Source organism: Streptomyces mesophilus (assembly GCF_011044995.1).
GTDB lineage: Bacteria > Actinomycetota > Actinomycetes > Streptomycetales > Streptomycetaceae > Streptomyces > Streptomyces mesophilus.
In genome coordinates this window covers 1-17,100 of record NZ_JAAKZW010000051.1, presented here as the reverse complement: position 1 = coordinate 17,100, position 17,100 = coordinate 1, and the positions used below count along the sequence as shown (strand labels likewise).

The window sequence follows — 17,100 nt, the reverse complement described above, 5'->3', positions numbered from 1 at the left end:
TGTGGTGGAGAACCTCGCATGCATACGGTGTCTTTACGCGAGGTTCTCCCGTGGAGGAAGTGGCATGACGGAAATTCTTGTGCAGGACGTAATCGGGGGAGCTGTTCCTCCCGCGGACCGGGTGGTGGACCACCCGGCCTGGCCCATGCTCAAGGATGCGGTCGAAACGCTCAGGGTCTGGCAGTCCGCGGACGGTTCGGTCGACTTCGCCGCCGAGAGTGCGCCCTCGAAGGACGAGGTCGACTCCCAGGTGGACCGGATGATTTCGGCCGTCGAGCAGCTCGCCCCGCTGCTGCCGCACGACGCCGCGTATCTCACCGCGCTGAGCGGCGATCTGCGCCGCTGGGCCGACGGCGGCTGCGAAGTCCCGGACTTCCTGGACTCGTTGCTGGCCTTCCAGCCCGCGGCCCACCGCGCCGACGGTCTGCAGCACCTGGTCGTCTTCCCGATGTACACGCAGAACGGCAACCCGGACCGCAACTTCGAGGCCGTCGTCCTCAAGATGGTCTGGCCGGAGTGGCTCGCCGAGCTCGAGCGCACCCGCTATGACAACCCGCTGTTCTGCGGCATCACCTTTGAGGACTTCACCTCGGGTTACGACACCAACTCCGCGGTCCTGTTCCCGGAGACCATCGCCGTGCGCGAGGCCCCCGAGCGGTTCAGCTGGGGCGGCATCTTCTGCGACCGCGAGGCCGCCCGCTTCCGCAGGGTCACCGAGGCCGCCGTCGGCATCCTCGGGCTCGAACTGCCCGCGGACATCCAGGAGATGATCGGCGACCAGGCCCGCTGCCAGGAGGCCTTCGTCCTGTGGGACATGGTCCACGACCGCACGCACAGCCACGGCGATCTGCCCTTCGACCCCTTCATGATCAAGCAGCGCCAGCCGTTCTGGATGTACGGCCTGGAGGAGCTGCGCTGCGACCTCACCGCCTTCAAGGAGGCCGTGAAGCTGGAGGCCGAAGGCATACCGCAGGCTCGCGACGTCCAGTTCGCCGTCCTCTTCGACCGCATGTTCCGCTTCCCGGTGACCGGCGAGCGCGTGCGCAACTACGACGGCCTCGGCGGCCAGCTGCTCTTCGCGTACCTGCACCAGCACGACGTCGTGCGCTGGACCGACAACAAGCTGCACATCGACTGGCAGCGCGCCCCGCAGATCACCAACCAGCTGTGCGGCGAGATCGAGGAGCTGTACCGGGCGGGTATCGACCGTCCCAAGCTGGTGCACTGGTTCGCCGCGTACGAGCTCGTCTCGCGCTACCTGTCGCCGCACCCGGGCTCGCGCTGGGCCAAGGGTCCCGACGCTCTTGACACCAGCCTGCCGCCGCGCAAGCTCGTCGACGAGGTGCTTCCGGACGAGTTTCCGCTGAGCATGTTCTATGAGGCGCTGTCCAAGAAGCTCAAGAACGTGATCGCCTCGACCCGGGGGATCACCGCGGAAAGCGCTGAGCGGGTGGCCGCGTGAGCCATCGGCCGGAGGTGAGGGCCATGAACGGTAACGGAGCACTCAATGGCGCCGTGATCGCCGTCGCGGGAGCCGCCGGAGCGGCCGGGCGCGCCACGCTGCTGCGCCTCGCCGAGGCGGGCGCGACCGTGGTGGCCTCCGACGCGGACGCCAGCCGTCTCGCGGAGGCCGTGGACGCCGCGCGCTATGCGCACGGCGGAGCGACGGTCACCGGCGACACCGTGGACCTGCTCGACCTCGACGCGGCCAAGGACTGGGCCGCGCGCACCGAGAAGGAGTTCGGCCGGGTCGACGGCCTGGTGCACCTCGTGGGCGGCTGGCGCGGCAGCTCGTCGTTCATGGAGACCGACCTCGCGGACTGGGCCTTCCTCGACCAGCTCCTCATCCGCACCGTGCAGCACACCTCGCTCGCCTTCCACGACGGACTGCTGCGCAGCGACTTCGGCCGCTATGTGCTGATCAGCGCGGCCGGCGCCAGCAAGCCCACCGCGGGCAACGCCGCGTACGCCGCCTCCAAGGCGGCCGCGGAAGCCTGGACCCTGGCCCTCGGCGACGCCTTCCGCAAGGCGGGGGGCGAGCAGGGCCCGTCGGCGGCGGCTGTCATCCTGATCGTGAAGGCGTTGGTGCACGACGCGATGCGCGCCGAGCGCCCGAACGCGAAGTTCGCGGGCTTCACGGACGTCAAGGAGCTGGCCGAGGCCATCGCCGGAGTCTGGGAGCGGCCCGCCCAGGAAGTGAACGGAAAGCGCCTGTGGCTGACCGAGCAGCCGTGAACCCTCCCCGGACCGATGCCAAGCGGCACCACGATCCGGACGTACGAGGCTTCGCCAGCGACAACTACGCGGGCGCTCACCCGGAGATCCTCGCGGCCCTCGCCCTCGCCAACGGCGGCCACCAGGTCGCCTACGGCGAGGACGACTACACCGCGCATCTGCAGCAGCTGATCCGCGCCCACTTCGGCGCGAGCGCGGAGGCGTTCCCGGTGTTCAACGGCACCGGAGCCAACGTCACGGCGCTGCAGGCGCTGACCGACCGCTGGGGCGCGGTGATCTGTGCGGAGAGCGCGCACATCAACGTCGACGAGTGCGGGGCGCCCGAGCGGGTCGGCGGTCTGAAGCTGCTCACCGTCCCGACGCCCGACGGCAAGCTCACGCCCGAGCTGATCGACCGCCAGGCGTTCGGCTGGGACGACGAGCACCGGGCGATGCCGCAGGTCGTCTCGATCACGCAGAACACCGAACTGGGCACGCTCTACACGCCCGAGGAGATCCGCGCGATCTGCGACCACGCCCACGAGCGGGGCATGAAGGTCCACCTGGACGGCGCCCGGATAGCCAACGCGGCCGCCGCGCTCGACGTCCCGCTGCGCACGTTCACCTCGCGTGCCGGCGTCGACATCCTGTCCTTCGGCGGCACGAAGAACGGCATGCTCTTCGGCGAGGCGGTCGTGGTCCTGAACCCCGACGCGGTCAGCCATATGAAGCATCTGCGCAAGCTGTCCATGCAGCTCGCCTCCAAGATGCGTTTCGTATCGGTGCAGTTGGAGGCCCTGCTCGCCAAGGACCTGTGGCTGCGCAACGCCCGCCACTCCAACGAGATGGCGCAGCGTCTGGCGGAAGGCGTCCGTGCCGTGCACGGCGTCGAGATCCTGCACGAGGTCCAGGCCAACGCGGTGTTCGCCCGGCTCCCGCACGACGTCAGCCGTCGCCTGATGGAGCGCTACCGCTTCTACTTCTGGGACGAGGCCGCCGGCGACGTCCGCTGGATGTGCGCCTTCGACACGACGGAGGACGACGTGGACTCCTTCCTGGCGGCGCTCAAGGAAGAGATGGCGCGCTAGGGCACGTTGAGAATCCGGTAGTTGCCCGTATCGCGGACCTGCGATGGTGTCGTCATGGATTCCGAGCCGCGTACCGATCTCGCTCGTCACTACGACCCAGGTGGTTGGTTGACTCGGTTCGCGGGCCGGATGCTCGTGGTCTGTCCGCGATGCGGGGGCCGTGCTTTGGTGATCCCCCGGCCAGGCGTTTCCGATCCCAGATACTTCAGTGAGCTCCTGTTCCAGCCGCGTCGTCTGGCTTGTGGAGGGTGCGGCGCCGTCGCTGACTGGAATGCTGAGGTGCAGGGGGCTGGGCTGGTCGGCGCGGTGCTGGGCGGTAGTGAGGATCCGTTCTTCCAGCAGCCTCTGTGGCTGCAGACCCGTTGCTCCGGTCACATCTTGTGGGCCTACAACGAGGAGCACGTCGACGAGCTGTCTGCCTACGTCGGAGCGCGATTGCGAGAGCGTGGCGACGTGCGGCCGACGATGTCGATGCTCGCTCGGCTGCCAGCGTGGATGAAGAGGTCGGACAATCGCTCGGAAGTGTTGGCCGGCCTCGAGACGCTGCGGGAGCTGGCGAAACGGATGGCACCTGCCGACCGCTCTGATGCCGCGCACGGGCGCGGTGACCGCCCCCGTGCGCACAGGAGTATGTACTTCCGGGGCGGCCCTTATGAGTCTTGAAGGCCGCGGTCACAGCCACTCGTTGATGATTGCGATGAGGACGGTTGCCTCGTAGCGGACCGCGAGCTTGTCATATCGCGTGGCGACGGCCCGGTGCCTCTTGAGGCGGTTGATCCCGCACTCGACCGCGTGGCGCTCGCGATAGTCGGCCGGGTCGAAATACGGCGGCCGGCCGCCGCGGGAGCCGAGCATTCGGCGGTTGCGTGCCTGGTCGGTCTTGTCCGGGATGGCGCAGCGGATCCCACGTCGGCGCAGATAGGCACGGTTTTGGCGGGAGGCGTACGCCTTGTCGGCGCGGACTCGATCTGGTCGGACGCGTGGTCGGCCAGGTCCGATGCGGGGCACACGGATCTTCTCCAGCACAAATTCGAACTGCGGTGAGTCCCCGCGCTGCCCGGCCGTGATCACGAGCGACATGGGCTTCTGACCTTGCTCGACGGCTCGGCAGTTTCGTTTGGATCACCGCACTGACCAGAGGAAGATGCCCGCGAGTCAGGAGATGATCGCGGTCTTCTCGTAGCGGGTGGCGATGCCCCGCCACTGTTTCAAGCGGTTGATGCAGCGTTCGACGGTGTTGCGCTGCTTGTATGCCTCGCGATCGAAGGCGGGTGGTCTGCCGCCCCGCTGCCGCGCCGCAGCCGGTGACCGCGTTGATCAGCCGGAACGGGGATGACCGCCCGGATACCACGCTTGCGCAGGTGCTCGCGGATTGCGCGGGAGGAGTACGCCTTGTCGGCCAGGACCACGTCCGGCCTGGTGCGGGGTCGTCCGCGCCGTCGAGGAACGCGAAGGCGAGTCATGACGTGAGCGAAGGCGGGTGCGTCACCGGCCTGTCCGGCGGTGAGCACGAAGGCCAGTGGCCGGCAGTGGGCGTCGGAGGCCAGGTGGATCTTTGTGGTCAGTCCGCCGCGGGACCGGCCGATGGCGTGGTCTGCCGGTTCGCCGGCTGGGGCCCCTTTTTGCGGGCGCCGGCCGCGTGTTGGTGTGCGCGCACGATGGTGGAGTCCACCGAGACTGCCCAGTTGAGGTCGTCGTCGGCGTCTGCCTGTGCGATCAGCGCGGTGAACACCCGCTCCCACGTGCCGTCGATGGCCCACATCCGCAACCGGTTGTAGGCGCCTCGCCAGTTCCCGTACTTCTCGGGGAGGTGGATCCACTGCGATCCCGTCTGGAACTTCCAGGCGATCGCGTCGATCACCTCTCGGTGATCCCGCCACCTGCCACCCCGCCCTGGCGTCCGAACTGGGAGTGACGGCTCGATTCGCGCCCACTGCGCGTCAGTCAACGGCACACACGAACAACGACTGGCGGTGCTGGCTGGAACGGTGCCGCTGTCAGGCGGTCGGCCCAGCGCGGAGTCGCCGCGCGTCCCGTACGAGCGTGTACGAAGCGCTGAGGAAGATCACGGCTCCAGCCACGAGCCAGAGAACCGAGGCCCCAGAGCGGTACTCACCAACGGCGAAAACGAACAGCATCATGCTGACAAGAACACCGAAGGCCGAGATCAGAGCGCTGATGCGGTTAGTCACATGGACATCATCAACGATGATCTCGGCCGGCGGAAGTGATCCAAACGAACCGGCCTAGTAGTGCTTCGTTAGGTTCTGGCTCGGGTGAGGGGCTTGCCGCAGGTGGTGCAGGTGCCGGTCCAGCAGCGGAGCAGGTCTTGGATGGTGTCGAGGATTTGGTAGAGGGTCAGGCCGGTGTGCGGACTTTTGGGTCGAGGCGCCTCAGGGTGAGGAAGGCTTGTGCGGCGGTGACGAGGGTGACGTGGTGGTGCCAGCCGCGCCAGGTGCGGCCTTCGAAGTGGTCCAGGCCCAGGCCGTGTTTGAGTTCGCGGTAGTCGTGCTCGATCCGCCAGCGCATCTTGGCCAGTCTCACCAGGTGCGCGATCGGGGTGCTGGCGGGCAGGTTGGAGATCCAGTAGCCGGTCGGTCCCGCATCCGTGTCGGCCTGTTCGACCAGCAGGGTCCGCAGCGGGAGCACACCGTCCCACCCGGTGCGGCCGCCGCCCTGCTCTTGGGCGGTGCGGGAGGCTTCCTTGCCGGAAGGCCTGACCTCAAGGACGGTAAAGTGCGAGGTCATCTCCCCTTTGCTGCCCTGACGCCAGGTGACCTCCTCGAACACGGTGTCCGCAGCGATGAGATCGGGCAGGGGCCGGGCCGCTTCCCGATAGCGGGGCAGGGTGGGCGGTCCCAGCCCGCCATAGGCCGGCAGATACGGCTCAGCCCCGGCCGGCCTGGCGATCTCCTTGGGCTGGACGGCCATCACATAAGTCCAACCGCGTGCTTCCAGGGCAAGCCGGAAGCCGACGCTGCGGCCATAGCCGGCGTCGGCGACGATCACCGGGACGGGCAGCTGCCAGGACGCGAGCCGGTCCAACAATCCAAGGGCCAGAAGGGACTTGGATACATGGCCGACCTCGTCGGGAATCTGGGCTGACCTGCGCCGAGGACCGTCCCCGGCCCATTCCTCGGGCAGGAACAACTCCCACTCCAGCGGACAGGACGCCCGATCGGTGGCCGCATGCACGCTGACCGCGACCTGACAGTTGGCCCGCTTACCGACGGCCCCGCAATACTGCCGGGCCACTCCCGCCGACGCCTTGCCGCACTTGGGAAACGACACGTCGTCGATGACCCACACCTCAGGGCGGACCGCCTTGACGAGCCGTTCGGCGATCCGCCGGCGCACCGGCGACCAGTCCCATGGTGACTGGTTCACGAACTGCTGCAGGGCCTGCATGTTCCCGTCCGGGAGACGGGCGGCCATCGGCTGGATCGACTTACGCCGCCCGTCCAGCATCAGACCACGCAGATAACACTCGCCCCACCGGCGCTGATCCCGCCGTGGCAACGCCCCGAACACATCGGCAACGAACCCCGCCAAGTCACAGCGAAGTCCCTCCACTTCACCCGGCCTCATACCGACACCGTGCCCCTGAACAGGCAAGATCGGCACACCTAACGAAGCACTACTAGGTGCAGTTTGGTGGTGAACCCGCCGCGCGAGCGTCCCAGTCCGTGATCAGAGGGCTCGGAGGCGATACCGCCCGGCGGTTCCTTCTGTAGGTCACCCCGCGTTCGGGCGCCGACCGCGTGCTGATGGGCGCGGCACACATGGGCGCGGCACACAGTGGAGTCGACGCTCAAGTCCCAGACGATTGCGCCCTTCGTTTCGGCCAGGGACTGGAGCCGGGTGAGGGTCCGGTGCCAGGTCCCGCTCCGCTGCCATCGACGGAACAGGTCGTAGACCCGGCCCCACGGTCCGTACTCGGCGGGCACGTCCCGCCACGGAACGCCGGTCCGGACCCGAAACCGTATGCCGCCGATCAGCCGACGCCGGTGCCAGACGGGCGCCCGCCCCGCCCTGGTGCCCTTCGGCAACAACGGCTCCAGCACCGCCCACTGATTGTCCGTGAGATCTCCACGCCCCATGAACCGTGATCATTCACAGCTCAAGATCCACTTTCGATACACGTCCTAGCCGCCCCACTCCAACGCGATGCATAGGTATGCGACTGACCGTAAAGGCATTGACCTACGTTCAGTCGCATACCTATGCTCGCGTGCCATGCAGCTGATCCAGCAAAACCCCGACCTCTCTGCGTACTTGGCGGCCGATGACTTCATCGATCATCACCATCCGCTCGTACGGGAGACCGCGGCACGCCTCGCGAAAGAGTCCGTGGATTCATACTCATACGCTCGCGCGGCCTTCGAGTTCGTGCGCGACACGATCCCGCACTCCGCCGACAGCGGGGACATGAGGGTTACCTGGCGGGCTTCCGACGTCCTGGAGCAGGGCACCGGCATCTGTCACGCGAAGGCCCACGCGCTGACCGCGCTGCTGCGAGCCGAGGACATCCCGACCGCCCTCTGCTACCAGCGCCTCGCCTATGACGCCGGTACGGGCTGGTGCGTGCACGGCCTGGTCGCGGTCCGCTTCCGTGGCGCCTGGCACCGGCAGGACCCGCGCGGGAACAAGCCGGGCATCGACGCCCAGTTCTCGCTCCACGGCGAGCGGCTTGCCTGGGTGCCGGATGTGAAGTCCAGTGAGGTGGACTATCCGGTACTGTTTGATGTACCGCACCGGGCGGTGCTCGATGCCCTGCGCAATGCCCCGGGCCGCCCGTACCTGTGGGAGAACCTTCCGGACTCGCTCACTCTCTAAGGCAGGCCATGCCCGTCCAGCTCACCGTCTCCGACGAGGTCCGCACGCTCGCGCCGGGCTTCCACCACATCGCCATCGAGGCGTACGACCTCGTGAACACGCCCAGCACGGAGGCCACTTCGGCACTCCTTGACGACGCTGTGCGCCGGCTCGCCGAGCGCCTCGACGGGCGCGCCCCGCACGAGGACCCGCACATGGTGGACTGGCGCGCGGCCTACACCGCCTTCGGCGCCAAGCCCAACCGCACCAGGAACTCCGCGGAGGCGCTGGCGAAGAGGGCGCTGAGCGATGCGGGGCTGCCCCGTATCAACACGCTTGTCGATGTCTACAACGCGATCAGCGTGGCCCATCTGATCCCGGTCGGCGGCGAGGACCTGGACCGTATCCAGGGCGGTATGCGGCTCATCCGCGCGACCGGTACCGAGGACTTCGTGACCGTCGCCTCCGGCGAGCAGGTCGTGGATCACCCGGAGCCCGGCGAGGTGGTCTGGTGCGACGACGAGGGTGTGACGTGCCGCCGCTGGAACTGGCGCCAGGGCCCTCGCACCTGCCTCGACGACACCTCGACGAACGCCCTGTTCCTCCTGGAGGGCATGGGCGACCACGCGGGCCTCGAAGCTGCCGGCGCGGAACTGGCCGAACTGCTCGAGAAGTTCAGCCCCGGGGCCCGGCTCACCGTGCGGGCCCCGGAGTAAGCGGAGTCCGGCTCAGCCGGCCTCGGCCTCGCGCGCCTGCGCGGGCGCCGGGGCCGTGCCGCCGAGGTGCGCGGGCACCCACCAGGTGTCGTCCGCACCCTTGGGACGTACGGGATAAGCGCGCTGAGCCGCCTCGAGGAGCTCCTGGACGCGGTCCTTGAGACGCCGGGTGATGGCGCCCGCGAACTGGTCCTTCGGAGCCTCGATCGGCTCGCCCACGCGGATGGTGACGGGGATGTGCGAGCGCTTGAAGTTGCGCGGCCGCCCCTTGGTCCACACCCGCTGCGTGCCCCACAGCGCCACCGGAATCAGCGGGACCCCGGCCTCCTGCGCCATGCGCGCGGCACCCGACTTGAAGCTCTTCAGGGTGAACGAGGTGGAGATCGTCGCCTCCGGGAACACCCCGATCACCTCGCCCTTGCGCAGCGAGTCCAGGGCGTGGGCATAGGCCAGCTCGCCCTGCGCGCGGTCCACCGGAATGTGCTTCATCCCGCGCATCAGCGGCCCGGAGATCTTGTGGCGGAACACCGAGTCCTTCGCCATGAACCGCACCAGACGCTTCTGCGGACGGGCCGCGAGGCCGGCGAACACGAAGTCCATGTAGCTGATGTGGTTGCTGACCAGGACTGCCCCGCCCGTACGCGGAATGTGCTCCGAGCCCTTGAGGTCGATCTTCAGATCCAGCGCCTTGAACATGGTCAGCGCTGCTCCGACGACCGGGCGGTAGACGAGTTCTGCCATGGGTGAGGGAGACCCTTCCGTTGGCCTGGGACGGGGTCTCCCGGGCTCGAACTTACGCGCCCGTAGGTTTCAGGGCTTGGCGAGATCGTGCCCCATGCCGACCGGAACAGCCACCCTGAACGCCCCGGGTGGCGAGAGATTCTCATCACGTACGCAAGCGGAACTCTCCCCGTACACCGGTGAACCCCTCTCGGGGTGCGCCGCACGGGCGGGAATCTTTCCGGTCTGCCGAGCGCTGCACCTGGCGAAGTGCCCTCGAAACGGCAGGAGAAACACGGTGCGGGCAGGCTGGGTGGCGCTCTCGGAGCGGGAGTTGGGAACCGCGCTGGGGGAGCGGGCCACGCTCGTGCAGTTCTCCAGCGCGTTCTGCCAGCCGTGCCGGGCCACCCGACGGGTGCTGGCGGAGGTCGCCGCGATGGTCCCCGGGGTCGGGCACATCGAGATCGATGCCGAGGATCATCTGGAGCTGATGCGGCAGCTGGAGATCGACCGCACCCCGACGGTGCTGGTCCTCGACGCCGGGGGCCGCGTCGTGCGGCGGGCCAGTGGCCAGCCGCGGAAGGCCGATGTGATCGCCGCGCTCGGAGCGGCGGTATGACGGGGACCGGGAAGCGCCCCGTGAGCCTTCTCCCAGATCTCCGGGGCAACTTGACTGCATCGGGCACGTATCGAAAGCCTGAGGGCATGTCGATCGAGTACGCCGTGCCCGCGCAGCCCACCGGCAGCACCCCGCCCGTGCAGCCGGGCTCGCCCGAGCTGCTGCGCGCGGTGTTCCGGCGGCACGCGGCCGGCGTCGCGGTGATCACCGCGCAGGGGGAGCGGCCCGTCGGCTTCACCGCCACGTCGCTCACCTCCGCCGCAGCGGAGCCGCCCCTGATCTCCTTCGTCGTCGGCACCGGCTCCTCCAGCTGGCCGGCGATCTCCGGGACCGACCACATCGGCGTGCACATACTCGGCGAGCACCAGCGCGACCTGGCCGCCCGGTTCGCCCGCAGCGGCGCGGACCGCTTCGCCCCGCCCACCTCGTGGCACGAGGGTCCGCACGGGGTCCCGGTCCTGGACGGCGTCCTGGCCTGGCTCACCTGTCGCATCCTGGCCCGCGTCCCGGCCGGCGATCACCGACTGATCGTGGCCGAGGTCGTCGCGGGCGACGCGTCGGGCGAGGGAAGCCCGTTGCTCTATCACGGGGGCGCTTTCAACGGCCTGCGCGAGGCCTGACGCCCCGGATGTGGGGCGGCTCACGTGTCCTTCGTGCCGCACTCGCCCCACCTGCATTGACACTCTGTGCCACCGTTGGGAAGGTCACAGTTCTAAGCGCTTGCTCAACGGGTAAGTGCAGGGTGTACTGACTAGTAACATTCCGAGCGGAGCGCGGGCCGCCCCGTCCGGGATCCGCCGCTCCAGGCGCCTATGCTGCCTGGTACGAGGCAGCAGCCAGCCCAGTCAAGACGATGCAGTAGGAGAGCCGGCGTGAGCTTGAGGATCGTTGTCTGTGTGAAGTACGTGCCCGACGCCACCGGCGACCGGCACTTCGCCGATGACCTGACCGTCGACCGCGACGACGTCGACGGCCTGCTTTCGGAGCTCGACGAGTACGCGGTGGAGCAGGCGCTCCAGATCGCCGATGAGGCGGACGACGCCGAGATCACCGTGCTGACCGTCGGTCCCGAGGACGCCAAGGACGCGCTGCGCAAGGCGCTGTCGATGGGCGCCGACAAGGCCGTTCACGTCGAGGACGACGACCTGCACGGCACCGACGTCATGGGCACCTCGCTGGTGCTGGCCAAGGCGATCGAGAAGACCGGCTACGACCTGGTCATCTGCGGTATGGCCTCCACCGACGGCACCATGGGCGTGCTGCCGGCGATCCTGGCCGAGCGTCTGAACGTTCCGCAGGTCACGCTGCTCTCCGAGGTCTCAGTCGAGGGTGGCGCAGAAGGAACAGTCAAGGGCCGCCGTGACGGCGACACCGCCTCCGAGCAGCTCGAGGCCGCGCTCCCGGCCGTCGTGTCGGTCACCGACCAGTCGGGCGAGGCCCGTTACCCCTCCTTCAAGGGGATCATGGCCGCCAAGAAGAAGCCGGTCGAGGCTCTGGAGCTCGACGACCTGGACATCGACGCCGACGAGGTCGGTCTCGAGGGCGCCTGGACCGCCGTGGACTCCGCGGCCGAGCGTCCGGCCCGCACCGCCGGCACGATCGTCAAGGACGAGGGCGAGGGCGGCAAGCAGCTGGCCGCCTTCCTTGCGGAGCAGAAGTTCATTTAGGCACAGCCTCGCGGGCCAGAAGTTCATCCAAGGCTCGCAGCGCCCGGCAACCGCCCCCAAAAGCTTCGTACTTGCAGGAGAGAAGAAGTCCCATGGCTGAAGTTCTCGTCTACGTCGACCACGTCGACGGTGCCGTCCGCAAGCCCACCCTGGAGCTGCTGACCCTGGCCCGCCGCATCGGCGAGCCCGTCGCGGTCGCGCTCGGCAACGGCGCCGCGGACACCGCGGCCGCGCTCGCCGAGCACGGTGCGACCCGCGTCCTGACCGCGGACGCCCCGGAGTTCGCCGACTACCTCGTCGTACCGAAGGTGGACGCGCTGCAGGCCGCGTACGCCGCCGTCTCGCCGGTCGCCGTGCTGGTGCCGTCCTCCGCCGAGGGCAAGGAGATCGCGGCCCGCCTCGCGGTCCGCATCAAGTCCGGCATCATCACCGACGCCGTCGACCTGGAGGCCGGTGACGAGGGTCCGGTCGCGACGCAGTCCGCGTTCGCCGCCTCCTTCACCACCAAGTCCCGCATCACGCAGGGCACCCCGGTCATCACGGTCAAGCCCAACTCGGCCGCCGTGGAGGCCGCGCCGGCCGCCGGCGCCGTCGAGGCCCTCGAGGTCTCCTTCTCGGCCGCCGCGACCGGCACCAAGGTCGTCTCGCGCACCCCGCGTGAGTCGACGGGCCGCCCGGAGCTGACCGAGGCCGCGATCGTGGTCTCCGGTGGCCGTGGCGTCAACGGCGCCGAGAACTTCTCGATCATCGAGAAGCTCGCCGACTCGCTCGGTGCCGCCGTCGGTGCCTCGCGCGCCGCGGTGGACGCCGGCTGGTACCCGCACTCCAACCAGGTGGGCCAGACCGGCAAGTCGGTCTCGCCGCAGCTGTACATCGCCAACGGCATCTCCGGTGCGATCCAGCACCGCGCCGGTATGCAGACCTCGAAGACCATCGTGGCCGTCAACAAGGACGCCGAGGCCCCGATCTTCGACCTGGTCGACTACGGCGTGGTCGGCGACCTCTTCGAGGTCGTCCCGCAGCTGACCCAGGAGATCGAGACCCGCAAGGGCTGAGCTCGTCCCTGAAGGCCCCCGGGATCCGGTACGCGGATCACGGGGGCCTTCGGTCTGTTCACGACGACGCCGGCCGCTCGTTCACGGAAGGGCGAGCCGCGCCCGTACGGGCAGGTGGTCGCTCGGGAACTGACCGCCGAGCGAGAACGTGTCGATCTCGGCCGAGAGCGTGCGCACACCCGGAGAGGTGAGGATCCAGTCGATCCGGTCGCCGTCCGGCACCAGCGGCCCGTAGCCGTGGAAGGTCGCATACACCGTGCCCCGCCGCTCGGCACTGTCCCAGCTGTCGGCGAGTCCCGCGCCGAGCAGCGTGTCGTACACCGGATCCGCATGGGCCGGCACATTGAAGTCCCCGGTCAGGACCACCGGCAGGGACCGGTCGAGGTCGCCGAGCCGGCGCACGATGAGTTCGGCGGACCGTGTGCGGGCGAGCCTGCTGGACACGTCGAGATGCGTGTTGACCACGTAGAACTCGCCCCCGGTCCACAGATCCCGCAGCCGCACCCACGTCACCATGCGGATCGAGCTGCCGCCCCAGGTGTTGGAGCCGATGACGTCCGGGGTGTCCGAGAGCCAGTAGTGCTCGTACTCCACGGGAGCCAGCCGCCCGGTGTCGTAGAAGACGGCCATGAACTCACCGCGGCTGCCACCGGAGCGGCCCGTGCCGATCCAGGCGTAACGCCGGTCGAGGTCGGCTTCGATGTCTGAGAGCTGCTGGAAGAGTCCCTCCTGGGTGCCGATCACGGCGGGTCTTGTCGCACGGAGCAGTTCGGCCATGGCGGGGCGGCGCTCGGCCCAGCTGTTCGGGCGCTTGTCTCCGGCGTGGCGGAGGTTGAAGGACATGACGTCGGTCGGCACGCGGACTCCTCGTGTTGCGGTCACGATGAGGTGGACGGGCTTCACGGTGACGATGCCCCGTGAGGCGACGCCGCAAGACGGTGTTGACCAGCGGGAAGGTCCCCGGATAACTTCGCTATACGGATTGTTGATTCCGTGGAGCGGAAACTTTCACGGTGAACGCTCAGCGGAACACGAAAGCGGAGGGTGCCGGAATGGGTCAGCAAGAGAAGGTGGCGACGAGCCTCGCGGGTGCGTTCAGCGAGGAGATCAGCGCCTCCCTCGCCCCGGTCGACGCGGAGCTCGAGCGCCGCTACCCGGGAGACCCCGGCACCCGCCAGCCCGTGCACACCGTCTACGTACCCGGTGACGTGTTCCAGGCCGACACCATACGGTCCTGGGGCGACCAGGCGCTCGCCTCGCTCGACGAGCACGCGCCCGACGCCGAGACCTTCGCCAAGCTGCTCGGCCTGAGCGACGAGCTCGCCGCGCCGGTCTACGACCGCGTACGCGCCAAGCTGGAGCGCGAGCCGATCGAAGACCTCCGGGTCGACTTCGAGGACGGCTACAAGGGCAAGGACGAGGACGCCGACGCCGCGCGCGCCGCGCAGCTGATCGCCGACGCGTACAAGAACGGCACCGCCGCCCCGTACATGGGCATCCGGATGAAGTGCATGGAGGCCCCGGTCCGCGACCGAGGTATCCGCACCCTCGATGTCTTCCTCACCGGCCTGATGGAGGCCGGCGGCCTGCCCGAGGGCTTGGTTCTCACGCTGCCGAAGGTGACCTACCCCGAGCAGGTCACCGCGATGGTGCGCCTGGTCGAGCAGTTCGAGAAGACCCGCTCGCTCGCCCCGGGCCGTATCGGCTTCGAGATCCAGATCGAGACCAGCCAGTCCATCCTCGGCGCCGACGGCACCGCGACCGTCGCGAAGATGATCGACGCCGCCGAGGGCCGCGCGACCGGACTGCACTACGGCACCTTCGACTACAGCGCCTGCCTCGGCGTCTCCGCCGCCTACCAGGCCAGCGACCACCCGGCCGCCGACCATGCGAAGGCCATCATGCAGGTGGCCGCGGCCGGCACCGGCGTCCGCGTCTCCGACGGCTCGACCAACGTGCTGCCCATCGGCACCACCGAGCAGGTCCACGAGGCCTGGCGCCTGCACTACGGGCTGACCCGCCGCGCCCTGGCCCGCGCGTACTACCAGGGCTGGGACATGCACCCGCGCCACATCCCGACGCGTTACGCCGCCGTCTTCGCCTTCTACCGCGAGGGCTTCGAGGCCGCCGCCAAGCGCCTCGCCGCGTACGCCAACCACGTGGACGGCGCCGTCATGGACGAGCCGGCCACCGCCAAGGCCCTGGCCGGCTACCTGCTGCGCGGCCTGGACTGCGGCGCCCTGGACACCGGCGAGGTCACCCGCCTCACCGGCCTCACCCTGGCCCGCCTCCAGACCTATTCGGGCCCGCGCCGAGCGGACCTCACGGCCTCCGCCAAGTAACTCCCGGCAGCCGGTCCGGCTGTCACCGCTGCCCCGTAGTCTGTTCGCGAGTCGACGCGTGACGGATGGACGGGGCAGTGGTGTCTTCGGGGGAGAACACGGGCGAGGGGCGGGTGCTCGCCGGCCGCTACCGGGTGGTGTCACAGCTCGGGCGCGGCGGCATGGGCGTCGTATGGCGCTGCCATGACGAGATCCTCGGCCGCGAGGTCGCGGTCAAGGAACTGCGCACCTACGCGGACGCGGCCGCGCCCGAACTGTCCGCGCTGCGCGTACGGATGCAGCGCGAGGCCCGCGCCGCGGCCCGGGTCCGCCACCCCGGAGTCGTCGCGGTGCACGACGTGGTGGAGGCGGACGGCCGGCCGCTGATCGTCATGGAGTTGGTCGACGGCCCGTCCCTCGACGCGGTGCTGCGCGAACGGGGGCCGCTGAGCCCCCGCGAAGCGGCCGGCATCGGCGCCAAGGTGATGGACGCGCTGGCCGCCGCGCATCGCGCCGGAGTGCTGCACCGCGACGTCAAGCCCGGCAACATCCTGCTGGCGGGCGACGGGCGCGTCGTCCTCACGGACTTCGGCATCGCCACGATGGAGGACCCGGGCGACGGCTCCTCCACCCACCTCACCCGCAGCGGCGAACTCGTCGGTTCCCTCGACTACTTGGCGCCCGAACGCGCCCAGGGCCAGGACCCGGGGCCCGCCTCCGACGTCTGGGCGCTCGGCGCCACGCTGTACGGCGCGGTCGAGGGCTCGGTGCCCTTCCGCCGCACCTCGACCTGGTCGACGCTGACCGCGATCGTGGTCGAACCGCTGCCGGAGCCGGTACGGTCCGGGCCGCTCACCCCCGTACTGCAACTGCTCATGGCGAAGGACCCGCAGGCGCGTCCGGACGCGGACGGCGCGGCGCGGCTGCTGCGCGAGGTCGCGGACTCCGCGCCGGACGACGCACCCACGGCGGCGCTGCGGGCCGTGCCGAGCGTGCCGCCCGTGCCCACCGAAGTGAGCCGGCCGGGTCCGGTGCCGCCGGGCTTCGGGCCGCCCGCCTGGCAGCAGCCCGACCCCGTCGTGACCTCCGCGCCCCCGCCCGAGCCGCGGCGCCGTGGCCGGACCGTCCTGGTGGTCGCGGCGGCGGTTGCCGTCCTCGCGGCCGCGGGCGGCGGCTACCTGCTCCTCGACGACTCCGATACGCCAGGGAGTTCGGCCACAGAGCAGCGCACCCCGGGATCCGGCGCCGAGTCCTCCGACGGGAAGGCGCCGACGACGGACGAGGCATCGCCACGCGGCAGCGCCTCGCCGAAGCCGAAGGGTTCCAAGGCGGCCGACAAGGAGTCGCCGACGCCCTCGAAGCCGGCCGGCGGCGACGGCGGAACCACCGGCGGATCCGGCAACGGCGGTACGGACAGCGGTGGTTCGGGCACCGGCGGCTCCGGCTCCGGAGGCTCGGGCTCCGGCGGGTCCGACGGCGGCGGTACGGACGGGGGAGCGGCGAGCGGCGGCGGTGGCGATCCCGCGCCGATGTGCCGGCCGATCGGCGGCGGCAAGTACAACTGCCAGGTCTGGCGCACCGCCACGTCGTACACGGCATCCGGCAGCGAGGCCGGAGTCCTCAACGCGGGCACCAACTATTTCTACTGCCAGTCGAATCTGGGCCGCCGCGAAACCCACGGCGAGTGGACCAACGTGTGGTGGTCCAAGACCGACGACGACAGCGGCAACACCGACGTCTGGATCAGCGACGTCTACATCGAAGGCGGCGCCAACGACGCCCCGGTACCGGGCCTTCCGGTCTGCTGAACACTTCAGCCCAACTCAGCCCCTCCGGCGCTTGAGGAGATCCGAACGAAGTTCGGATGCGGGGTCCGGGGCGAAGC

At 69.5% G+C, this 17,100-nt stretch carries 14 protein-coding genes and 3 pseudogenes; 11 read left to right on the top strand and 6 right to left on the bottom strand.

Going from position 1 to position 17,100, the window contains the following annotated elements; genetic code table 11:
* The first annotated feature begins 64 nt into the window (after positions 1-64).
* The 3 genes from G6045_RS15175 to G6045_RS15165 are packed head-to-tail and all read left to right on the top strand — an operon-like array spanning position 65 to position 3,302.
* Positions 65-1,462: a DUF6421 family protein gene (locus G6045_RS15175; RefSeq protein ID WP_165332463.1), complete on the top strand. Its 1,398-nt coding sequence runs from the start codon at positions 65-67 to the stop codon at positions 1,460-1,462.
* A 23-nt stretch (positions 1,463-1,485) separates the two neighbouring features.
* Entirely contained in the window at positions 1,486-2,235 is a 750-nt protein-coding gene (locus tag G6045_RS15170; RefSeq protein WP_165332462.1) for an SDR family oxidoreductase, read from the top strand.
* The gene (locus G6045_RS15165; protein WP_165332461.1) at positions 2,232-3,302 is read left to right on the top strand and encodes a threonine aldolase family protein; all 1,071 of its coding nucleotides are present in this window, start codon (positions 2,232-2,234) and stop codon (positions 3,300-3,302) included. The genes G6045_RS15170 and G6045_RS15165 overlap by 4 nt, the downstream gene beginning before the upstream one ends.
* 672 nt (positions 3,303-3,974) lie before the next feature.
* Here the strand turns inward: G6045_RS15165 and G6045_RS15155 are convergent.
* The 4 genes and pseudogenes from G6045_RS15155 to G6045_RS15140 all read right to left on the bottom strand — a co-directional run.
* Positions 3,975-4,406, bottom strand: a pseudogene (locus G6045_RS15155) (transposase); the annotation flags it as partial.
* A gap of 51 nt (positions 4,407-4,457) precedes the next feature.
* Positions 4,458-5,256 (bottom strand): annotated as a pseudogene (locus G6045_RS15150) (IS5 family transposase).
* A 404-nt stretch (positions 5,257-5,660) separates the two neighbouring features.
* Entirely contained in the window at positions 5,661-6,890 is a 1,230-nt protein-coding gene (locus tag G6045_RS15145) for an IS701 family transposase (protein ID WP_165332486.1), read from the bottom strand.
* Positions 6,891-6,937: 47 nt separating this feature from the next.
* Positions 6,938-7,402: pseudogene (locus G6045_RS15140) on the bottom strand (IS5 family transposase); the annotation flags it as partial.
* 136 nt (positions 7,403-7,538) lie between these two features.
* Here G6045_RS15140 and G6045_RS15135 point away from each other — a divergent pair.
* Both G6045_RS15135 and G6045_RS15130 read left to right on the top strand, forming a co-directional pair.
* A complete protein-coding gene (locus G6045_RS15135) occupies positions 7,539-8,138 on the top strand; it encodes a transglutaminase-like domain-containing protein (protein WP_165332459.1) in 600 nt (199 codons plus the stop codon).
* An 8-nt stretch (positions 8,139-8,146) separates the two neighbouring features.
* Positions 8,147-8,833, top strand: coding sequence for a B3/B4 domain-containing protein (locus G6045_RS15130; protein WP_165332458.1), 687 nt, complete (start codon positions 8,147-8,149; stop codon positions 8,831-8,833).
* A 12-nt stretch (positions 8,834-8,845) separates the two neighbouring features.
* Here the strand turns inward: G6045_RS15130 and G6045_RS15125 are convergent, their stop codons facing one another.
* Entirely contained in the window at positions 8,846-9,574 is a 729-nt protein-coding gene (locus tag G6045_RS15125) for a lysophospholipid acyltransferase family protein (protein WP_165332457.1), read from the bottom strand.
* 277 nt (positions 9,575-9,851) lie between these two features.
* Here G6045_RS15125 and G6045_RS15120 point away from each other — a divergent pair, with 277 nt between their 5' ends.
* The 4 genes from G6045_RS15120 (at position 9,852) to G6045_RS15105 (ending at position 12,894) form a co-directional block, all read left to right on the top strand.
* Positions 9,852-10,172 carry a thioredoxin family protein gene (locus G6045_RS15120; protein ID WP_328707785.1) on the top strand — a complete coding sequence of 107 codons (321 nt, stop codon included), beginning with the start codon at positions 9,852-9,854 and terminating at the stop codon, positions 10,170-10,172.
* Between the two features lie 86 nt (positions 10,173-10,258).
* On the top strand, positions 10,259-10,792 hold the full coding sequence (locus G6045_RS15115; protein WP_165332456.1) for a flavin reductase family protein: 534 nt from the start codon (positions 10,259-10,261) through the stop codon (positions 10,790-10,792).
* A 252-nt stretch (positions 10,793-11,044) separates the two neighbouring features.
* Entirely contained in the window at positions 11,045-11,839 is a 795-nt protein-coding gene (locus tag G6045_RS15110; RefSeq protein WP_165332455.1) for an electron transfer flavoprotein subunit beta/FixA family protein, read from the top strand.
* A 92-nt stretch (positions 11,840-11,931) separates the two neighbouring features.
* Positions 11,932-12,894, top strand: a complete 963-nt coding sequence (locus G6045_RS15105) for an electron transfer flavoprotein subunit alpha/FixB family protein (protein ID WP_165332454.1) — start codon at positions 11,932-11,934, stop codon at positions 12,892-12,894.
* An 81-nt stretch (positions 12,895-12,975) separates the two neighbouring features.
* Here the strand turns inward: G6045_RS15105 and G6045_RS15100 are convergent, their stop codons facing one another.
* Positions 12,976-13,737: an endonuclease/exonuclease/phosphatase family protein gene (locus G6045_RS15100; RefSeq protein ID WP_165332484.1), complete on the bottom strand. Its 762-nt coding sequence runs from the start codon at positions 13,735-13,737 to the stop codon at positions 12,976-12,978.
* A 209-nt stretch (positions 13,738-13,946) separates the two neighbouring features.
* On the opposite strand from G6045_RS15100, the gene G6045_RS15095 reads away from it, so the two are divergent.
* A complete protein-coding gene (locus G6045_RS15095; protein WP_165332453.1) occupies positions 13,947-15,236 on the top strand; it encodes a DUF6986 family protein in 1,290 nt (429 codons plus the stop codon).
* A gap of 80 nt (positions 15,237-15,316) precedes the next feature.
* Entirely contained in the window at positions 15,317-17,023 is a 1,707-nt protein-coding gene (locus G6045_RS15090; RefSeq protein WP_165332483.1) for a serine/threonine-protein kinase, read from the top strand.
* Positions 17,024-17,100: the final 77 nt, after the last annotated feature.